This window comes from Micromonospora sp. WMMD730, assembly GCF_049178955.1.
Classification (GTDB): domain Bacteria; phylum Actinomycetota; class Actinomycetes; order Mycobacteriales; family Micromonosporaceae; genus Micromonospora; species Micromonospora wenchangensis.
Genome location: NZ_JBMHML010000002.1, coordinates 6,387,018 through 6,402,783, shown reverse-complemented (window position 1 = coordinate 6,402,783; position 15,766 = coordinate 6,387,018). Strand labels below are relative to the sequence as shown.

17 protein-coding genes are annotated in these 15,766 nt (G+C 72.9%); 9 read left to right on the top strand and 8 right to left on the bottom strand.

Going from position 1 to position 15,766, the window contains the following annotated elements; genetic code table 11:
• Window positions 1–26: 26 nt before the first annotated feature.
• The 3 genes from otsB to ACN265_RS27150 form a co-directional block, all read right to left on the bottom strand.
• The gene (gene otsB, locus ACN265_RS27160) at window positions 27–851 is read right to left on the bottom strand and encodes a trehalose-phosphatase (protein WP_204927483.1); all 825 of its coding nucleotides are present in this window, start codon (window positions 849–851) and stop codon (window positions 27–29) included.
• A 90-nt stretch (window positions 852–941) separates the two neighbouring features.
• Window positions 942–1,295: a hypothetical protein gene (locus ACN265_RS27155; RefSeq protein WP_204927484.1), complete on the bottom strand. Its 354-nt coding sequence runs from the start codon at window positions 1,293–1,295 to the stop codon at window positions 942–944.
• Between the two features lie 162 nt (window positions 1,296–1,457).
• The gene (locus ACN265_RS27150; protein ID WP_204927485.1) at window positions 1,458–1,898 is read right to left on the bottom strand and encodes an XRE family transcriptional regulator; all 441 of its coding nucleotides are present in this window, start codon (window positions 1,896–1,898) and stop codon (window positions 1,458–1,460) included.
• A gap of 265 nt (window positions 1,899–2,163) precedes the next feature.
• Between ACN265_RS27150 and ACN265_RS27145 the strand changes: the two genes are divergently transcribed.
• From ACN265_RS27145 to ACN265_RS27120, 6 genes are all read left to right on the top strand, one after another.
• Window positions 2,164–2,508: a hypothetical protein gene (locus ACN265_RS27145; protein WP_088643976.1), complete on the top strand. Its 345-nt coding sequence runs from the start codon at window positions 2,164–2,166 to the stop codon at window positions 2,506–2,508.
• A gap of 31 nt (window positions 2,509–2,539) precedes the next feature.
• The gene (locus ACN265_RS27140; RefSeq protein WP_204927486.1) at window positions 2,540–2,881 is read left to right on the top strand and encodes a hypothetical protein; all 342 of its coding nucleotides are present in this window, start codon (window positions 2,540–2,542) and stop codon (window positions 2,879–2,881) included.
• 340 nt (window positions 2,882–3,221) lie between these two features.
• Complete coding sequence (locus ACN265_RS27135) at window positions 3,222–4,637, top strand: PhoH family protein (protein WP_421410454.1); 1,416 nt, start codon at window positions 3,222–3,224, stop codon at window positions 4,635–4,637.
• Window positions 4,638–4,922: 285 nt separating this feature from the next.
• On the top strand, window positions 4,923–5,618 hold the full coding sequence (locus ACN265_RS27130; protein WP_204927488.1) for a transglycosylase SLT domain-containing protein: 696 nt from the start codon (window positions 4,923–4,925) through the stop codon (window positions 5,616–5,618).
• A gap of 114 nt (window positions 5,619–5,732) precedes the next feature.
• On the top strand, window positions 5,733–6,386 hold the full coding sequence (locus ACN265_RS27125; protein ID WP_088643980.1) for a rhomboid family intramembrane serine protease: 654 nt from the start codon (window positions 5,733–5,735) through the stop codon (window positions 6,384–6,386).
• Window positions 6,387–6,518: 132 nt separating this feature from the next.
• The gene (locus ACN265_RS27120) at window positions 6,519–7,487 is read left to right on the top strand and encodes an NAD(P)/FAD-dependent oxidoreductase (RefSeq protein WP_088643981.1); all 969 of its coding nucleotides are present in this window, start codon (window positions 6,519–6,521) and stop codon (window positions 7,485–7,487) included.
• Window positions 7,488–7,551: 64 nt separating this feature from the next.
• Here the strand turns inward: ACN265_RS27120 and ACN265_RS27115 are convergent, their stop codons facing one another.
• A complete protein-coding gene (locus ACN265_RS27115) occupies window positions 7,552–8,238 on the bottom strand; it encodes a TetR/AcrR family transcriptional regulator (protein ID WP_088643982.1) in 687 nt (228 codons plus the stop codon).
• A gap of 142 nt (window positions 8,239–8,380) precedes the next feature.
• Between ACN265_RS27115 and ACN265_RS27110 the strand changes: the two genes are divergently transcribed.
• Window positions 8,381–9,334, top strand: a complete 954-nt coding sequence (locus tag ACN265_RS27110) for an NAD-dependent epimerase/dehydratase family protein (RefSeq protein ID WP_421410451.1) — start codon at window positions 8,381–8,383, stop codon at window positions 9,332–9,334.
• 42 nt (window positions 9,335–9,376) lie between these two features.
• On the opposite strand, the gene ACN265_RS27105 is transcribed toward ACN265_RS27110, so the two are convergent.
• A complete protein-coding gene (locus ACN265_RS27105) occupies window positions 9,377–10,348 on the bottom strand; it encodes a DMT family transporter (RefSeq protein ID WP_204927492.1) in 972 nt (323 codons plus the stop codon).
• Window positions 10,345–11,376: a class II fructose-bisphosphatase gene (gene glpX, locus ACN265_RS27100; RefSeq protein WP_088643985.1), complete on the bottom strand. Its 1,032-nt coding sequence runs from the start codon at window positions 11,374–11,376 to the stop codon at window positions 10,345–10,347. The genes ACN265_RS27105 and glpX overlap by 4 nt, the downstream gene beginning before the upstream one ends.
• A 158-nt stretch (window positions 11,377–11,534) precedes the next feature.
• Between glpX and ACN265_RS27095 the strand changes: the two genes are divergently transcribed.
• Window positions 11,535–12,317 (top strand): DUF4245 domain-containing protein, encoded by a 783-nt coding sequence (locus tag ACN265_RS27095; protein ID WP_421410448.1) that lies wholly within the window; start codon window positions 11,535–11,537, stop codon window positions 12,315–12,317.
• A gap of 187 nt (window positions 12,318–12,504) precedes the next feature.
• Entirely contained in the window at window positions 12,505–13,350 is an 846-nt protein-coding gene (locus tag ACN265_RS27090; RefSeq protein ID WP_204927494.1) for a hypothetical protein, read from the top strand.
• 86 nt (window positions 13,351–13,436) lie between these two features.
• Here ACN265_RS27090 and ACN265_RS27085 read toward each other — a convergent pair whose 3' ends face one another.
• The gene (locus ACN265_RS27085; protein ID WP_204927495.1) at window positions 13,437–14,351 is read right to left on the bottom strand and encodes a PLP-dependent cysteine synthase family protein; all 915 of its coding nucleotides are present in this window, start codon (window positions 14,349–14,351) and stop codon (window positions 13,437–13,439) included.
• Between the two features lies 1 nt (window position 14,352).
• Window positions 14,353–15,756, bottom strand: a complete 1,404-nt coding sequence (locus ACN265_RS27080) for an EamA family transporter (protein WP_421410444.1) — start codon at window positions 15,754–15,756, stop codon at window positions 14,353–14,355.
• Window positions 15,757–15,766: the final 10 nt, after the last annotated feature.

Below are 15,766 nucleotides of genomic sequence, written 5' to 3'. Positions count from 1 at the left end.
CCCGGTCGACGCCCGCGCGGGCGCGGTCAGGTCAGGTGGTCCACGGCCCGGGTGAGGAAGTCGCCCAGCGCGGCGGGGGAGTCGATGGTGAGGTCGGCGGCCTCGGCCACCTCCCGGCCGGTCTCCGGGTTGGCCACCGCCACGCAGATGCCGAGGAACCCCGGGTCGGCGGCGGACCGGGCGCGCAGTGCCGCGAACGCCTTGATGTCGGAGACGTCGTCGCCGAAATACCACGCGCCACCGGCGTCCCGGACCACCTCACCGATGACGAGACCCTTGTCCCGGTCGACGGGGGGCTTGAGTTCCAGCACCATCCGGCCGGCCTGCACCCGCAGCCCGAGCCGTTCGGCCTGCGCCCGCCCCCACTGCTCGACCGCCGGGCCGAGCTGCTGCGCGGTACGCCAGTGCAGTGCCACGCTCAGCCGCTTGAACTCCACGAGCGCCCCGGCGGGCAGTTCGGCGCGGGCCCGGTCGGCCAGTTCGGCCATGGTGGGCACCCAGGGCAGCGCGGCGGGTTCGGTGACGGTCTCGCCGCCGGAGTGGCTGTGCTCCAGTCCGTACAGTCCGTAGAGGTCGATCCCGGTGAGGCCGCCGAGGTGGTCACGGAGGAAGTCGACGGGACGGGCGGAGACGATCGCCACCCGCTGCACCACCGGGGCCAGGGCCTCCAGGGCGGCGAGCACCTTGGGTGCGGGGCGTACCGCGGTGGGGTCGTCGTCGACCGGCGCGAGGGTGCCGTCGAAGTCGAAGAAGAGGACGGTGTCGGCGGCCCGCTCGGCGGTGGTACGCCAGGCGTGCTCAGCATCCAGCGGGGTCTGTGGCTGCTGGTTACCCAGATTCAACGGCGGCACGCGCGACAGCGTACCCCGGGGGCGGCGGCTGATTCGTGGCTTCGGAGTGGCTTCTTGACACCGCCGGGGTGTGTGGTCTCTGAATGCCGCTCAGCGTTCGGCGGCTCCCCGTCCCCGCCGTCCCAACGGCACCACGGTGGCCTCCCGGCCCTGGTTGAGCAGGTAACCCTCGACGAAACCGGTGTTCCGGTCGCCGGTGCGGGTCTCGATCTCGTTGAGCCGCGCCACCAGGAACTCGGTGAGCGCGCTGACCCGGTCGTCGAGCCGGTCGTGCAGCTCGGCGACCACCGCCAGGACGACGGCGGTGCCGGCGACGGTCAGGGCGAAGAGGTTGAACACCAGCGGGATCTGCCCGCTCCCGCCCACGCCGACCACCAGGTTCGCGGTCACGCACGCGGTCAGGGAGACTGCCGCGACCACGACTGCCCACCACTTCAGGGTCATGGACAGACCCCTCCTTCTGTCCCGCAGGGCTGAGTTCGGCCTTGTCCCGTCCCCCCGCCGACGACGAGCCCAAGCAGTACGAATAGGGACGCTAGCGTGCCCGTTGCCGGCCCGGAGCGAAACGATCGGGTCTGCTCAGGCGTTCTTTCGCCATCTGAGGAACTACCCGGCCTGCTCTCCACCCTTTCGGACATCGAGCGGGAGAGTGGGGCGGTATGCGAGGTAACGAATGGTTTCTCGGATGTGGAACTTCTCCGCGTCCGACACGGCGGGATCGACCAGCCGGCGCAGCAGCGCCTCGACGTCCGGGTCCATCGGGGGAGTGCCGGGGGCGCCCCGGGGGGTGGCGGTGCGGTCCCAGCCGAGGGCGGCGAAGGCGGCGGCCGGGTTGAGGCCCAGCCCCTCACAGAACGCCACCACCCGTTCCGCCTCCGGGTCGCTGGCCCAGTCGCCGCGGACCCACCTGTTGATCGTCTGGCGGGAGACGCCGGTGCGGCGGGAGACCTCGGTGCCGGTCCAGGCGCGCATCGCCCGGGCATCGTCGAGCGCCCGACGAACGAAGGTGGCGAATGCGATCTTCCGGGCGGGGGCGGTCTCGGTCACCCCGAAACCGTACGACCGTAGTGCCCGTCCGGGCTGCCCGGGGCGGATCTTTGTCACGCATATGAGACGGCCTCACCGGGTTGACCGTGTCCGCTCAGGGACCGGTACGAAGGGGTCTCACCTGGGCATAATACCGTCAGGCGAGGCGATCGGGAACCGGACGAAAAGCTGATACTGTCACGCTCATGGGACAACCTACGGTGTGTCACGTGCTTGAGACGATCAGTGCTCACATGCGTCACGCTCCCGGTGCGAGGGGGATCCGGTGACCGAACTCGCGACCCGTGCCCAGGCCTTCGGCCTGATCGCGGAGGGGGTCGCCGCCGGGCTGAGCGCGCCCTGGCGGCTCTACCTCGCCCGGGGCTGCCGCTACCTGTCACTGAGCGTCGGCGACCGCGACGAGTGGAACGCCTGGCGGACCCATCTCGGCTGCCCGGAGATGAGCGTCCGGGTCTACGACGCCGGCGGCGAGATCCGCCGCTCCTCGATGGCCGAGGTCGTGCTGGACGGCTGCCGGATCAGCGTCGAACTGGTCGAGGAGGTCAGCACCGAGGACCTGGAACGGCTGCTGGTCGTCGACCCGAGCCCGGCCGAGCCGGAGGACCGGTGACCCGGCCACCGCAGCCCACCGGAGCCGCCCGATGAGCCCCCTGCTCGCCCTGTTCCTCGTCCTCGTCCTCGGGGCGGCCAGCTACGCCGCCGGCCGGTTGCACGGCCAGCTCAGCTACCGGATCGGGTACCGCTTCGGCTACCGGCAGGGCTACTTCGACGGGGACCGGGGCGCCTGGAACCGGCGGCGGCGCGACGCCCAGGCCGTGCTCGCCTCGGCGCTCACCGCCCCGGCCGTGCCGCCCAACGCAACGTGGCGTCCCGCCCCCGCGGTCCGCCAGGGCACCACGTACACCGGCTCCTCGTTCGCCAGCCCGTCGGGCCCGGTCGCGGGTCGGCACCCGACCGGCACCCTGGTCCGCCGGTCCGGCTGAACCCACAGGAGCCGACAAGCGTCGGTACGGCGTACCGACACCGACCGCGTCGCCCGGTGACGCGGCCGCACCGGCCGGGATGCGCGCAGGGGGCAGGCATCCCGGCCGGTCCGCGCCGCCCACCGGGCGGGGCGCGCCCGCTGCGCGGGAGATCCTCGTCCGCCCTCTAGCCGAGGCGGCCCGGCGCCGCTAGCGTCTAGGCATGACCCGGGGTTTTCCCGGGTCAGCCGGCCGCCCGGATCTGCGACCTCGCGCACGGGGTTCCGCATCCGACCCCGTGTCCCGGGCACCGGAGGAGGCGGAACGCGGATGGCGGATGCCCGTCCGTCGGAGCAGGCCTGTGACGACTCGCCGTACGCCCGCCGGTGTCGACCAGATCCCGGCCGCGACTGCCACGACCCGCCGAGCCACCCGGAGCCGCCGTTCGGCGGCCGCCGCCCCGCCCGGCCCCGAGGAGCCCGGCCCAGCCGGCCAGGTGTTCGTTCTGGACACGTCGGTGCTCCTGTCCGACCCGGCGGCCTTCCACCGCTTCGCCGAGCACGAGGTGGTCCTGCCGCTCGTGGTGATCTCGGAGTTGGAGGGCAAACGACACCACCCGGAGCTGGGCTGGTTCGCCCGCCAGTCCCTGCGCATGCTCGACGAGTTGCGGGTCCGGCACGGTCGACTGGACCGTCCGGTGCCCGCCAACGAGTCCGGCGGCACGCTCACCGTCGAGCTGAACCACTCGGACGACGGCGTCCTGCCCCCCGGGTTCCGCAACGAGTCCAACGACGCGCGCATCCTGTCGGTGGCGCTGAACCTGGCCGCCGAGGGGCGGGAGGTGACGCTGGTCAGCAAGGACATGCCGTTGCGGGTCAAGGCCGCCTCGGTCGGGCTGCGGGCCGACGAGTACCGGCACGGCCAGGCCAGCGACCCGACCTGGACCGGGATGGCCGAGCTGGAGCTGGGCGAGGACGAGATCGGCCGGCTCTACGCCGGGGACTGCCTCGACCTGGACGCCGCCGCCGGCCTGTCCTGCCACACCGGCCTGGTGCTGCACTCCGCCCGGGGGTCGGCCCTGGGGCGGGTGCTGCCCGACAAGACCGTCCGGCTGGTGCGGGGCGACCGCGAGGCGTTCGGTGTGCACGGCCGCTCGGCCGAGCAGCGGATCGCGCTGGACCTGCTGCTCGACGAGTCGATCGGGATCGTGTCGCTGGGCGGCCGGGCCGGCACCGGCAAGTCGGCGCTCGCGCTGTGCGCCGGGCTGGAGGCGGTGATGGAGCGCCGCCGGCACAAGAAGGTGGTGGTCTTCCGGCCGCTCTACGCCGTCGGCGGGCAGGAGTTGGGCTACCTGCCCGGGTCCGAGTCGGAGAAGATGTCGCCCTGGGCGCAGGCGGTGTTCGACACCCTCGGGGCGGTGGTGCACGAGAACGTGCTGGAGGAGGTCACCTCGCGGGGCATCCTGGAGGTCCTTCCGTTGACCCACATCCGGGGCCGGAGCCTGCACGACGCCTTCGTCATCGTCGACGAGGCCCAGTCGCTGGAGCGGGGCGTACTGCTCACCGTGCTGTCCCGGATCGGGCAGGGCTCGCGGGTGGTGCTCACCCACGACGTCGCCCAGCGGGACAACCTGCGGGTCGGGCGGCACGACGGGGTGACGGCGGTGATCGAGGCGTTGAAGGGGCACCCGCTCTTCGCGCACGTCACGTTGAACAGGTCCGAGCGGTCCCCGATCGCGGCGATGGTGACGGATCTGTTGGAGGACATCCCGGGCTGACCGTCGCGGGGAGGGGGTCGCCCCTCATCGTCCGCATTCACTTTGTGGCACAGGTCACAAAATGGCCGGTGGGTTTCCCATCAGCCTCACTGTGCGCAATCGTGTCCCACGAGCGTCCACGTCCCGGTGGGGGTGTTGGTGACCGTTCGTCCCCCCTGGGGGCGCACAGCCACCCCCTGCCGGTGCGTCGGTGGCGACCGGCTCAGGTCGGGGCGCTCGTGGCACGACCGCGTCCGTCGAGGGCCGGTCCGCGCCGCGTCCTTGCCCCCGACGAAGGGACACTTCGTGAGTCGGCTGTGGAGCCGGTTCGGCGCCCGTACGGCCGCTGTCGCACTGCTCTCCGTGGGCGTTGCCGGCGGTTTCTATCTGGGCGAAGACCGGGAAACCCAGCAACAGGGCCTGACCGCGCAGGTCGGCCTCCAGGTCGACCAGGCCGAGTACGACTACCAGCGTGACCGGCAGGCCGACCACCGGCGGGAGTCCGCGAAGCAGCGGTCCGCCGAGTACCAGGCGAAGCTGCGGGCCGCCGCGGCGGCCAAGGAAGCCGCCCAGCGGGCCAAGGCCGCCGAGGCCGCCGCCGCGTCGCGGAAGAAGGAGCGCGAGGCCGAGGCCAAGGCAAAGGAGGAGGACGGGAAGATCAAGTCCTTCGCCGGCCCGGTCCCCGCCTCGTGCAGCTCGTACAGCGGGCACCGCAAGACCGGTTGCGCGATGCTCCTCCAGGCGGGCTTCAAGATCGACCAGATGCCCTGCCTGGACAAGCTCTGGAACAAGGAGAGCGGCTGGAACCCCAAGGCCAGCAACTCCTCGTCCGGCGCGTACGGCATCCCGCAGGCCGTGCCGGGCAGCAAGATGAGCTCGGTCGCCAGCGACTGGAAGACCAACCCGGTCACCCAGATCAAGTGGGGCCTCGGCTACATCGAGGGCCGGTACGACAGCCCGTGCGGCGCCTGGGCCAAGAGCCAGAGTTCCGGCTGGTACTGAGCGACGACCGCAACGGCGGGGCGGGTGGGCGACCACCCGCCCCGCCGTCTGCGTACCCCCGGTGGCGCGGGACCCGGGTGGCGGTCGGCGAAGAATGCTGATAGCCATGGTGGGGTGACCCTGCACCCGACGGGCGGCGACCCCGACCGGTTCGGCACCGAGGCGTTCTACGCATCCCTCGGCCGGGCCTTCGTCGCCATGTGCGCGGTGGTGCCGTTCCTCTTCCTCATCGAGGCCCTCGACCAGGGGCTCGGCTTCGGGCTCGACGTGGCCGCCGGGATCATCCCGCAGCGCGTCCAAGGGCTCGACGGGGTGTTCTTCTCGCCGTTCCTGCACCACGGCTTCGACCACCTCTACAGCAACAGCATCCCGCTGATCCTGCTCGGCACCTTCGTGCTGGCCGCCGGCACCCGCCGCTTCCTCTGGTCCACCCTGGTCATCATCCTGGTCAGCGGGCTCGGCGTCTGGTTCACCGGCTCGCCCAACTCGGTGGTCGTCGGCGCGAGCGGGGTCATCTTCGGCTACCTGGGTCTGCTGTTCACCCGGGGCGTCGTCGAGCGGAGCTGGTGGAACTTCGGGGTGGTGCTGCTGGTCGGCCTGCTCTACGGCTGGCAACTGCTCGGCATCCTGCCCACCGACGAGCGGATCTCCTGGCAGGGGCACCTGTTCGGGCTGCTCGGCGGGGTGGTCGCGGCGATCCTGTTCCGGCGTCGCCGCCCCTACGACCCGTACCGGGAGTACCGGGTGGAGTCCACCCTGACCCCCTGAGCGGACGACCCGCGTGGCGGAGCGGGAATGCTTGCCCGGACCGCGCGCCGGGCCTACCGTCGGCAGCAGCACGCGTCGCCCCGCCACCGGCGCGGCGCACGTTGATCGCCAGCGGAAAGCGACGGTACGCCCATGCGCGAGGTCGATGTCGCCGTGATCGGAGCCGGCCCGACGGGGCTGTTCGCCGCGTACTACGCGGGTTTCCGGGGGCTGTCGGTGGCGGTCGTCGACGCGCTGCCCGAGCCGGGCGGGCAGATCACCGCCATGTACCCGGAGAAGCTGATCCTCGACGTCGCCGGCTTTCCCGCCGTCAAGGGCCGGGACCTGGTCGCCAACCTGCTCGCCCAGGCCGCGCCCTACCACCCGGAGTACCTGCTCGGCACCCGGGCCGAGAAGCTCGCCCACACCGACGGCCGACCGGTGCTGGGCCTGGCCGGCGGCGAGCAGTTGCGCTGCGGCGCGGTGCTGGTCACCGGCGGGCTGGGCAGCTTCACCCCGCGCCCGCTGCCGGTCGCGGACAGCTTCGTCGGCGGCGGGATCGTCTACTTCGTACCGGAGCCGACCGCGCTGGCCGACCGGGACGTGCTGATCGTGGGTGGCGGTGACTCGGCGTTCGACTGGGCGGCCACCCTGCAACCGCTGGCCCGTTCGGTGACCCTGGTGCACCGCCGGGAACGGTTCCGGGCGCACGCCGCGACCGTGGCCCGGGTGCTGTCGCTGCCGGTGCGGGTCGTGGTCAACGCGGAGGTGACCCGGCTCTACGGCGACGACACGGTCACCGCCGCCGAGATCACCGTCCGGGGCGGGGCGGCCGAGACCCTGCCTGTCGACACGGTGGTCGCGGCGCTCGGCTTCACCGCCGACCTGGGGCCGCTGGCCGAGTGGGGGTTACGGCTGGACCGCCGGCACATCGTGGTGGACAGCGCGATGGCGACCAACCTGCCCCGGGTCTTCGCCGCCGGAGACATCACCGAGTACCCCGGCAAGGTGCGGCTGATCGCCACCGGCTTCGGCGAGGCCGCCACCGCCGTCAACAACGCGGCCGTCGCCATCGACCCGGCGGCCCACCTCTTCCCCGGCCACTCCTCCGACGCCGGCTGACCGGGTCGGGCAGGCCGGGCCCGGGTGCGGGCCGGTCAGGGGCGGTGACGCCCGGCGGGCGGGGTCAGGGCAGGCCGACGAGGTCGGCCATCAGGGCGGTCTGGTGGTCGAAGTAGGCGTCCCGGTGCGGGACGACCGGGTCGAGGCGGCCGAAGAGGTCGAAGCTGATCAGCCCGAAGAGCTGGGTCCAGCCGGCCATGCCCCGGGCGAGCAGGGCCTCGGGCAGGCCGGGGAAGAGTCCGGCGGCGATCTCGGCCAGGTCGGCCCGGACCGGCTCGGGCAGGTCGTCGTCGGGCGGGGTGATCCGGCCGGCGGCCACCCCGTCGCGGAGGATGCCGAGCAGGGTCAGCGGCGGGCGCTGCGCGGGGAGCACGGTGTCGACGGGGGCGGCGTACCCGGGCACGGGGCTGCCGTAGAGCAGGGCGTACTCGGCGGGGTGGGCCAGCGCCCAGGTGCGGGCGGCCCGGCAGACGGCGTGCCAGCGGCCACGCAGGTCGGCCCGGTCGACGGCGGCGTCGGCGGCCTCCACCGCGTCGCCGAGCGCCTGGTACGCCTCGATGATCAGCGCGGTGAGCAGGTCGTCCCGGCTGGGGAAGTAGCGGTAGATCGCCGACGAGACCATCCCCATGTCCCGGGCGACCGCCCGCAGTGACAGGTCGGCCCCGTCGCTGGCGAGGTGGCGGCGGGCCACCGCCTTGATCTCGTCGATCATCTCGGCGCGGACCCGGGCGCGGATCGAGGAAGCCGGCATACGGCCACTCTGCCACGGAACAGAGCGCCAATCAAAATAGAGAGCACTGCTCTTGACTCGGCGGGTGGGGGCCGGTCATGCTGGACGCAGCTCAACGAGAGCAGTGCTCTCGATCCGGTCTACTGCTTCGAAAGGCTCTCCCATGTCGCTGCACGTGATCGTCGGCGCCGGCCCGGTCGGCACCGCCACCGCACACCACCTCGCCGAGCGGGGCGAACAGGTCCGGCTCGTCACCCGGCGGGGCACCGGCCCCGTCGACCCGGCGATCGAGCGGATCGCCGCCGACGCCGCCGACACCGACCGGCTGACCACCCTCACCGACGGGGCGGTCGCGCTCTACAACTGCGCCAACCCGGCCTACCACCGGTGGGCCACCGACTGGCCGCCGCTGGCCGACGCGCTGCTCACCACCGCCGAGCGCACCGGCGCGGTGCTCGCCACCGTCGGCTGCCTCTACGGCTACGGCCCGGTCGACGCGCCGATGACCGAGGACACCCCGCTCGCCGCCACCGGCACCAAAGGACGGATCCGCAACCGGATGTGGACCGAGGCGCTCGCCGCCCACCGCGCCGGCCGGATCCGGACCACCGAGGTACGCGGCTCGGACTACCTCGGTGCCGAGGGCAACTCCCTGCTGCCGCTGGTGCTGCCGAAGGTGCTCGCCGGCCAGCGGGTCCTCCTGCCGGTGAACTGGGACGCCGCGCACACCTGGACGTACGTCGGGGACGTGGTGCGTACCCTGGTCGCCGCCGCGGCCGACGAGCGGGCCTGGGGGCACGCCTGGCACGTGCCGAGCCCCGCGCCCACCAGCGTTCGCGAGCTGGCCGTCCGGGCGGCCGAGCTGGCCGACGCCCCGCCGCCGAAACTGACCCGGCTGCCCTACCCGCTGCTCTGGCTCGGCGGCCTGACCGACCCCTTCGCCCGTGAGCTGCGGGAGACCGCGCACCAGTTCGCCCGGCCGTTCGTGATGGACTCGACCCGGGCCACCACCGTCCTCGGCATCACCCCGACCCCGCTGGACGAGGCGCTGACCGCCACCGTCCGCACCCTCACCGCCACCCTCGGGACGCCCACCCCGGCGGGCGCGACCCACTGACCGCCGCCCCGGTGCGTGGAGCGCAGGCACGGTCGGGTCGGGTCAGCGGCGCGGGACCGGGCCCAGCGCCGCCACCAGCACCGCGACCAGGGTCAGCAGCGCGCCGGCCAGGGTGGCCGGGCCCGGGTGCGACGCCGACGTCGGCAGCACCACGTCCAGCACGACGGCCCCGACGACCTGACCGGCGATGGTGGCCAGCCCCAGCAGCAGCACCCCGGTGAACCGGACGATCGCCGCCGCGACCGCGATGAAGACGATGCCGATCGGGCCACCCAGATACAGCCACGGCTCGGTCGGCAGCGCGCCACCGGGAGCACCCCGGACCGCCAGGTCCACGCCGAAAGCGACGAGCAGGGCCACCGTACCGACGGCGAAGTTGACCCCGGTGGCGACGAGCGCACTGCCCGACGCCGCCCGGACCAGCCCGTTGACCGCCTGCTGCCAGGCCAGCCCCAACCCGGCCAGCAACGGCAGCAGGGCCAGCACCAGGGTGCCCGGGTCGCCGAGCCGGTCACCGACCGCCAGCAGCACGGCCAGCACGGTCAGCACCGCACCGGCCAGCCGGGAGCCCGTCACCGGCTGCCGCCCGCCCGGCCCGATGCCCGCCCGGTCCACCGCCAGGCTGCTGGCCGACTGCCCGGCCACCACCGCCACCGTGAACACCGCCACGCCGAGCGCCCCGATGGTGAGCCCCTGGGTGGCGACCAGGAACGCGCCGCACACCCCGCCCAGCAACTGCCAGGGACGCAGCGCCCCGGACCGCAGCGCCGCGCGCAGGTCGGCCAGCCCGCGCCGCCCCCCGGGCAGGGCCGGGACCAGCACCAGCAGCACCAGTAACCCCACGCCGAAGGAGACCACCGCGGCGGCGATACCGTCGGCCAGGCGTACGCCCAGCTCGCCGTTGATCCGGGACTGCACGGCCACGCCGACGCCGGCGGCGGTGGCCAACCCGATGCCGGCGACCCGACGGGCGGCGGACAGGACGGGAGGGGCGGCGGTGCCGGAAACTGTCACTCCTGCTCTGCCAGGGGCCTGCCGTCGAAGTCCACCGCCGAATAGAGGGCCAGCTTCTCCAACCGGTGGTACGAGTCGATCACCCGGATCGTGCCGCTCTTGGACCGCATCACGATCGACTGGGTGTACGCCCCGCCCGCCTGGTACCGCACCCCGCGCAGCAGGTCACCGGAGGTCACCCCGGTCGCCACGAAGAAGCAGTTGTCCCCGGTGACCAGGTCGTCGGTGCCGAGCACCCGGTCCAGGTCGTGCCCGGCGGCGAGCGCCTTCTCCCGCTCCTGCGCGTCCTGCGGCCAGAGCTTGGCCTGCATCGCCCCGCCCATGCACTTGAGCGCGCACGCCGAGATGATCCCCTCCGGGGTGCCGCCGATGCCCATCAGCACGTCGACCCCCGACTCGCCGCGGGCGGCGGCGATCGACCCGGCGATGTCGCCGTCGGAGATGAACCGGATGCCGGCCCCGGTCCGCCGGATCTGCCCGACCAGGTCGTCGTGCCGGGACCGGTCCAGCACGCAGACGGTGACCTCGGCCACCTCGGTGCCCTTGACCTTGGCGATCCGCCGGATGTTCTCCGCCGGGCCGGCCTCGATGTCCACCACGTCGGCGTAATCCGGGCCGACGGCCAGCTTCTCCATGTAGAAGACGGCGCTCGGGTCGAACATCGCCCCCCGCTCCGAGACGGCCAGCACGGCGAGCGCGTTGGGCATGCCCTTGCTCATCAGCGTGGTGCCGTCGACCGGGTCCACCGCCACGTCCACCTCGGGGCCGGTGCCGTCGCCCACCTGCTCGCCGTTGAACAGCATCGGCGCGTTGTCCTTCTCGCCCTCGCCGATCACCACGACGCCGCGCATCTGGATCGAGTTGATCAGCTTGCGCATGGCGTCGACGGCTGCCCCGTCGCCACCCTCCTTGTCGCCCCGGCCGACCCACCGGCCGGCGGCCATCGCCGCGGCCTCGGTGACCCGGACCAGGTCGAGGGCGAGGTTACGGTCGAGGTCCTGCGGGACCCGCGTCCTGGTGTTCGTCATGGCGGCTTCCTCCTCGCGACGGTGCGGGGTGGGCAGGCGGGGACGCAGGTCGCCCCCTGCCGGCTGTGTCGCTGATCCTCACACGATGCCAGGTCCGGGGGCGGGGCGGGGCGATGGTGGGCGGGATCGCCCCACCGGGCGGCTGCGAGAATGGGCCGGTGGAAGCCGCACAGCCTGCCGACCGCGTACCCGCCGACCCGACCCCGCCGGACGGCCGGCCGCCGGTGCCACCGGCCGCCGACGACGCTCCCACCGGGTCCGCGCCCGGCGGCGGCGCGGGTACGCCGGCCGGCGGCGAGCCCGAGCCGGCCCTCGTGGCCGGCGGCGACCCGGAGCCGACGCCCGTCGCCGGGGAGCCCGAACCGGCGTTGGTCGCCGGGGCCGGGTCGCCGGACCGGGCGGCGACGGCGCGTCCCGGGCGCCCGGAGCGGCCCCGTTCCGAGCGTTCGCCCAAGGACATGGCCCTGTCGCTGCTGGTCCTGCTGGTGCCGATCGCCCTGCTGCTCGCCTTCTACCGGGGCTTCCTCGGCGGCGAGCAGCCCACCACGGTCGACGCCGCCCCCGCCTACGAGCAGGCCCGCGCCGCGAACGTCTTCCCCGTCACCGAGCCGTCCGGGCTGGGCGACGGCTGGCGCACGGTGAGCGCCAGTTTCCGTACCGTCGACGACGGCGCGACCCTGCGGGTGGGGTATCTCACCCCCGAGGGGCGGGGTGCCCAGCTGGTGCAGAGCACCGTGCCGCCGCAGCGGCTGATCCCCGCCGAGCTGACCGCGCAGGGGCAGCCACAGGGGCCGGCCGACCTGGGCGGGGCGAACTGGCAGCGGTACACCGGGCGGGGCAACGAGCAGGCGCTGGTGCTCCTCGAACCGAACCGTACGGTGATCGTGGTGGGCGACGCCCGCGACAACGAGCTGCGGGAGCTGGCCGGCGCACTGCGCTGACCGGCGGCGGTACGGGTGGACCGGGCCGGGGGGGGATTGCGGAAGGCGACGTCCGGGAACAGAAGGGACACGACCCCGGGCCGGCCCGACCGGGCGGGGGCCGTGCGCCGCGCGGGAAGTGTCACGCCCGTGCCGGCACGCCCCCGGTGCCCGCCGGGGGTCGGACGACCCGACTGGAGAACCCGACGTGACCATTCGACGTTTCAGTACGGCGGTCTTCGCCGCAGCGCTGCTCACCCCCGGCCTGGCCGCCTGCAACAACTCCGGCACCGGTGAGGCGGGGTCCTCCGCGTCCCCGTCGGTCTCCGGCAGCGTCGCCCCGGGCAGCGCCTCGCCCGGCACCTCCGAGGCCAAGCAGGCCCTGCTGGACTCCACCAACGAGATCCGCAACGGCAACTTCCGGTTCACCATGAGCGGGGTGGGGTCGACCGCCGAGGGGCAGGTGCACCAGCCCAGCCAGAGCGCCCAGATGAAGCTGAGCATCGGGGACGCGTCGTCGGACCTGATGATGAACCTGGACCTGATCCACGCCAAGCCGGACAGCTGGGTCAAGCTCGACCTGGGCGGCAAGTCCGCCAGCAGCATCCCCGGCGCGCAGAAGCTCAACCTCGGCAAGTACCAGCACCTCGACCAGACCCGGATCAAGGGCAACAAGTCGCTCGGGTTCGACTTCGAGAAGGTCGACCCGGCCGGCAGCGCCGTGCTGACCCAGGGCATCACCGAGGTCCGGCAGACCGGCGAGGGCAGCTATGCCGGCACCCTGGACGTGTCGAAGGCCGCCGAGGCGGGTTCCGTCGACCAGACGGTGATCAGCGCACTGGGCGCGCAGGCGCAGTCGGTGCCGTTCACCGCGAAGCTGGACCCGCAGGGCCGGCTCAGTGAGCTGGTGGTCCAGATCCCGGCCGCCGGCCAGAGCGCCGCGCAGGACATCAAGATCACCTACTCGGACTACGGCAACGCCACCGCCGCCCAGAAGCCCGCCGCCGACCAGGTGGTCGAGGCGCCGCAGGAGTTCTACAACCTGTTCAGCTGAGCGTGTGTACCGACGGCGGGGTGGCCCCGGGGCCACCCCGCCGTCGTCGTCTCCGCCGCAGCACCGGTGCTGCGGTCAGCCCCGGCTCAGAGCAGTTCCAGGTAGTCGTTGACCCGGTCGTAGGCCACCGTCAGCAGCGTCAGCGGCTCGTCCGAGGCGGCCAGCAGCCGGCGGCACGCGGCGATGTTCGCGCCGGTCGACGGCCCCGCGCCGATGCCCTCGCACTCCATCAGGCGGCGCATCCCGTCGATCGCGTCCGCCTCGCTCACCGTGACCATCTCGTCGATGATCTCCGTGTTGAGCACCGGCGGGATCATGCCGATGGACAGTCCCTGGATGCGGTGCGGGACGAACACGTCGGCGAACATGTCGCACCCCTGCGGCTGCACGCCGAGGATGCGCAGCCCGCCCTGGTGCTGCCGGAGCACCTCGCCGATGCCGGTCAGGTGGCCGCCGGTGCCGATGCCTGCCACGTAGGCGTCCACCCGGGTGCCGTCCAGGTCGGCGATGATCTCGCGGACCGTGGTCAGCCGGTGGATCTCCGGGTTGGCCGGGTTGGCCGCCTGGTTGAGCATCACGTACTCGGGGTGCTCGAACTGGATCTCGGTGGCCAGCTCGCCGTGTGAGTTGTTGCCCCGGGTGCTGTCCGAGAGCCGGACGTCCACCCCGAAGCTGGCCAGCAGGCGACGCTTCGACTCGCTGTAGTTGTCCGGGATGACCAGCACCACCCGGTAGCCGAGCACCGCGGCGGCGATCGCGATCCCCATCCCGGTGTTGCCGCCGGTCGGCTCCAGGATGGTCTGCCCGGAACCCGGCTTGAGCAGACCCTCCCGTTCCGCCGCCCGGATCATGTTCAGCGCGATGCGCATCTTGTGGCTGCCGCCCGGGTTGTTCAACTCCAGCTTGAGCAGGATCTCCCCGGGCAGGTCGGCGGTGAGCCGGCTGAGCCGCACCAGCGGGGTGCCCCCCACGGTGTCCAGGATCGAGTCACGGATGCCCATCTCAGCCCACCTCCGCCGTACGCCGGTCCGGGCCGGGCAGGAAACGCAGCTCGGTGTACTCGCCGTCGACGCACCGGAACAACCGGGCCTCCCGGACGCCGGTGTCGTCGATGCCGACCACCAACTGCTCCAGCGTCGGATAGAGCGGCACCCCGTCGACGAGCGCGTTGCGCCGGTCCTCGTCGCTGAAGTAGGCCCGCCCGTTGGGGTGCGAGTGGTAGAGCACCACCACCGGGTCGTCCACGTCGAGGTTGTCCTCCAGGTACATCAGGTCGGCCGGGGCCAGCACGTAGCCGGTCGCGGCGGTGCGTGGGAACCGGACCGGGTCCTTGCGGTGCATCTCGTCGGCCGTGTTGCGGGCCTCGTGCACCCGCCCGCTGGCGTGCACGAAACCGCACGCCTCGCCCGGGTAGGCGACCCGGGCGTGCTCGAAGATCGTGTCGAGGGTGGACCCGTCGAGCGTCGCCCCGTCGTCCGGGACCACCGGCGCGGGCGTGGCCGCCGAACCGTCCCCGGTGGCCTTCTTGGTCAGCCCGAACGCGGCGAGCATGACCACCGCCAGGGCCACCGCCAGGGCCGGCAGCGTGGCGTTCTCCAGCAGCGCCGACCCGAACAGCGCCACCACCGGGAAGAGCACGAAGACGTACGACACCAGGACCGCGTCGACGTGCTGGAGCAGGTAGAAGTAGGCGGCGAACCCGATCACCGAGCCGACCAGGCCGAGGTAGAGCACCCCGGTCAGCGAGCGGCCGGAGATCGCGCCCAGGTCGGGCCGCTCGACGAACGCCCCGAGCACCACCAGCCCCAGCGCCCCGAGCCCGATCGGCAGGGTCTCCTGGGTCAGCACGTGCACGGTGCCGCCGTATCGGGCCATCACCGCGTACGTCAGGGCATGCATGACCGCGGCGAGCAGCACGGCGGCCGGTGCCAGCACGCCCCGCGCGCTGATCCCGGCGGTGAGCTGGACGATGCCGACCAGGCAGCCGAGCCCGACCACCACGCCGGCCCACTGCGTCCAGCTCACCGAGATCCGCGAGATCAGCACCGAGAAGAGCAGCAGGAAGACCACGACCGACGAGAAGATCAACGCCGCCAGGCCGGAGCTGATGTGCTGCTCGCCGTAGTTGATCAGCGCGTACGGGACGGCGATGTAGACCACCGCGATGAACGGCACCACCCAGCGTCGGCCCGGCGGCGGCAGCAGCGACACCCCCGGCGCGGCGAGGCAGACGGCGAGCAGGAACGGGAAGGCCACCAGGAAGCGCAACCCGGCCGCGGTGATCGGCGGCAGCGTTTCCACGCTCATCTTCATGCCGTACCAGGTGGTGCCCCAGATCAGGCACACCAGCAGGTAGAGCAGCCCGAGCTGCCAGCGGCCGGCGCGGGCGCCGGTGTGGTTCGTCATCTCATCTCCT

Excerpts from the sequence above, each read along its gene's own strand:
- ACN265_RS27115 (WP_088643982.1), bottom strand. The coding sequence starts at position 8,238 with ATGCCGGCTTCCTCGATCCGCGCCCGGGTCCGCGCCGAGATGATCGAC.
- ACN265_RS27110 (WP_421410451.1), top strand. The coding sequence starts at position 8,381 with ATGTCGCTGCACGTGATCGTCGGCGCCGGCCCGGTCGGCACCGCCACC.
- ACN265_RS27155 (WP_204927484.1), bottom strand. The coding sequence starts at position 1,295 with ATGACCCTGAAGTGGTGGGCAGTCGTGGTCGCGGCAGTCTCCCTGACC.
- glpX (WP_088643985.1), bottom strand. The coding sequence starts at position 11,376 with ATGACGAACACCAGGACGCGGGTCCCGCAGGACCTCGACCGTAACCTC.
- ACN265_RS27080 (WP_421410444.1), bottom strand. The coding sequence starts at position 15,756 with ATGACGAACCACACCGGCGCCCGCGCCGGCCGCTGGCAGCTCGGGCTG.
- ACN265_RS27085 (WP_204927495.1), bottom strand. The coding sequence starts at position 14,351 with ATGGGCATCCGTGACTCGATCCTGGACACCGTGGGGGGCACCCCGCTG.
- ACN265_RS27140 (WP_204927486.1), top strand. The coding sequence starts at position 2,540 with ATGAGCCCCCTGCTCGCCCTGTTCCTCGTCCTCGTCCTCGGGGCGGCC.
- ACN265_RS27120 (WP_088643981.1), top strand. The coding sequence starts at position 6,519 with ATGCGCGAGGTCGATGTCGCCGTGATCGGAGCCGGCCCGACGGGGCTG.